Origin of the sequence: Mycobacterium sp., from assembly GCF_036488105.1 — a bacterium.
Classification (GTDB): Bacteria; Actinomycetota; Actinomycetes; order Mycobacteriales; family Mycobacteriaceae; genus Mycobacterium.
In genome coordinates this window covers 1-2,652 of the sequence record NZ_DASXHW010000417.1, presented here as the reverse complement: position 1 = coordinate 2,652, position 2,652 = coordinate 1, and the positions used below count along the sequence as shown (strand labels likewise).

4 protein-coding genes are annotated in these 2,652 nt (G+C 68.4%); 3 read left to right on the top strand and 1 reads right to left on the bottom strand.

Annotation, left to right across the window (positions count from 1 at the left end):
* The coding region (locus tag VGH54_RS22005) for an adenylosuccinate synthetase (protein WP_331514217.1) at positions 1-83 on the bottom strand (83 nt) is incomplete at its 3' end.
* Between the two features lie 108 nt (positions 84-191).
* On the opposite strand from VGH54_RS22005, the gene VGH54_RS22000 reads away from it, so the two are divergent.
* The 3 genes from VGH54_RS22000 (at position 192) to VGH54_RS21990 (ending at position 2,604) form a co-directional block, all read left to right on the top strand.
* Complete coding sequence (locus tag VGH54_RS22000) at positions 192-800, top strand: peptidase M50 (RefSeq protein ID WP_331514216.1); 609 nt, start codon at positions 192-194, stop codon at positions 798-800.
* A 9-nt stretch (positions 801-809) separates the two neighbouring features.
* Positions 810-1,589 carry a site-2 protease family protein gene (locus VGH54_RS21995; RefSeq protein WP_331514215.1) on the top strand — a complete coding sequence of 260 codons (780 nt, stop codon included), beginning with the start codon at positions 810-812 and terminating at the stop codon, positions 1,587-1,589.
* A 136-nt stretch (positions 1,590-1,725) separates the two neighbouring features.
* Complete coding sequence (locus VGH54_RS21990) at positions 1,726-2,604, top strand: cation diffusion facilitator family transporter (protein ID WP_331514214.1); 879 nt, start codon at positions 1,726-1,728, stop codon at positions 2,602-2,604.
* The last annotated feature ends 48 nt before the right edge of the window (positions 2,605-2,652 follow it).

The window sequence follows — 2,652 nt, the reverse complement described above, 5'->3', positions numbered from 1 at the left end:
TTGGTGCGGCCGCCGAGTAGGTCGGTGGCCTTGCCCTTGCCCTCGTCGCCCCATTGGGCGCCGATCAGGACGATTGCCGGCATGGCATTTCTCCCACTCATATCTGCCGCTTATTGTGGTCCAGCCGGTGACCCACACTATCTCAGCTATTTGCGAGGAGGCCCTTGAACGCCCCCGACGTCGCCGTTCTGATGTTCGGTGGAGACGTTTTGCCGCGTCCGCTCAAGGGGCTGGCGGTTGTCGGACCCGGTGACATCGACGCGGCGCTCGCCTCGGCGCGACGGGTGGTGGTGGTCGGGGCCGATGCCGATCTCGCGTCGGTGCTGACCCGGCTGCTGCGCGCCGAGCTGCTGAACGTCGAGGTGGCATACGTTCCCCGTCGCCGCACGCAGGCCACCCGCGCCTATCGGCTACCGGCCGGCCGTCGGGCGGCCCGCCGGGCGCGGCGCGGGCCGGCGCAGCGGGCACCGCTGATCCGCGACGAGACCGGGTCCGCGATCGTCGGGGCAGCCGAATGGAGGCCGGGCGGCGACGGGCGGCTACTGCACGGCGAGGCCGTTGTCGACGACACCGTGCTGTTCGACGGCGACGTGCCCGGGGTTCGGATCGAGCCGACGGCGGCGCTGCCCGGCTTGCGCGCCCGCGTGACGGGCGGCCGGTCGCGCCGCTGGCTGACCGGCCGGGCCGCACAGTTGGGTGGCGTCGACATTTCGGTGGTCCGCGACGGTGTGGTTGCGCCGCGCGCCATACGCCGCTCGACGATCTACCGGAACATCGAGGGTTGGTTGTTGGTCCGGTAGTTTCGTCGCGTGAGCGCCCGCGATTTGCATCAGTCGGTTCGGCCCAGCCCGATCTTCTGGGCCATCGTCGGACTGACGGCGTTGGGCGGCGCGCTGGCTTATTGGGACGGCGCCGCTGTGGGGTGGATGGCCTACCTTTCGGTGTTCGTCTTCGTGATCGCCGGCTGGGTGGTGTCGCTGTGCCTGCACGAGTTCGGTCACGCCTTCACGGCCTGGAAATTCGGCGACCGCGACGTCGCGATGCGGGGCTACCTGGACTTGGACCCGCGGCGTTACAGCCATCCGGTGCTGTCGATCGTGCTGCCCATCGCGATCACGGCGATCGGCGGGATCGGCTTGCCGGGCGCGGCGGTGTATGTGCGGACCTCGTTCATGACCGCGAAGCAACGCACTTTGGTCAGCCTGGCCGGGCCGACGGCCAACCTGCTGCTGGCGGTGCTGCTGTTGGGGCTGACCAATGCGTTCTTCGATCTGATGCACCCGGTGTTGTGGGCCGGGGTGGCGTTCCTGGGCTTTCTGCAGATCACCGCGCTGCTGCTGAACCTGCTGCCAATTCCGGGCCTGGACGGCTACAGCGCCCTCGAGCCGCACTTGAGTCCGGAGACGCAGCGTGCGCTGGAGCAGTTCAAGCCGTATGGCTTCCTGCTGCTGTTTGTGCTGTTGCTCGCCCCGCCGCTGAACCAGTGGTTCTTCGGGATGGTCTTCTGGTTCTACGAGTTGTCCGGGGTACCAAGCAATTGGGCGCTTGCCGGCATGGAGCTGACCCGGTTCTGGCACGCCTGGTTCTGACACGGCGCCGTCGGTGGCGCCGAGATCGACGCCAGCGCCGGAAAATCGCAGGAAAGATGCACTGACGTCGATCTCGCTGCGTCGGAGGCGGCGTCGGCCTTGCAATACATGCGTAACTCCGCATATATTGCTGGCTATGGGTGCAGGCCATGATCACGCGAGCCCCGGCACCCCCGCACCCAGACTGGCGATAGCCACCGCGCTGCTCGGCGGGTTCTTCGCCGTCGAACTGACCACGGCGCTGATGATCGGCTCGATCTCGCTGCTGGCCGATGCCGGGCACATCCTGACCGACGTCGCTGCCACCTTCATGGGCTTGTGCGCGGTTGTCCTCGCCCAACGCGGCAGCACGTCGCCGGCCCGCACCTACGGCTGGCATCGCGCCGAGGTGTTCACCGCCGTTGCCAACGCCGTACTGCTGATCGGGGTGGCGACGCTGATCCTGCGCGAGGCGATCGGGCGGATCGGGCAGGCACCCGAGGTGCCGGGTATCCCGATGGTCGTCGTGGCTCTGATCGGACTGGCCACCAACGCCGCGGTCGCGCTGCTGCTGCGATCGCAGTCGACCCAGAGCCTGGCCGTCAAGGGCGCCTACATGGAGGTGATCGCCGACACGGTCGGCAGCATCGGTGTGCTGATCGCCGGTCTGGTCACGATCACCACGCACTGGCCCTACGCCGACGTGGTGGTCGCCGTCCTGGTCGCGCTATGGGTGCTGCCGCGGGCGCTGTCGCTGGCCGCGGGCGCGTTGCGGATCCTGTCCGAGTCGTCGCCCAGCCACATCAACGTCGACGACCTGCGCGCGGCACTGGCGGCGGTCGACGGTGTGACCGAGGTGCACGATCTGCACGTCTGGACACTGGTGCCCGGCAAGGACATGCTGACCGCGCACCTGACCAGCTGCGCAGACTCTGCGCGGGTTTTGAACGACGCGCGGGCCATCCTCGCCGAGCGCGGCCTCGAGCACGCCACCATCCAGATCGAGCCACCGGGTGGCTGCTCAGTAGGCCTCTAGCGGCTCGATTGGCTGCTAACTCAGGCCAAGACCCGCGCGGGCGGCCGG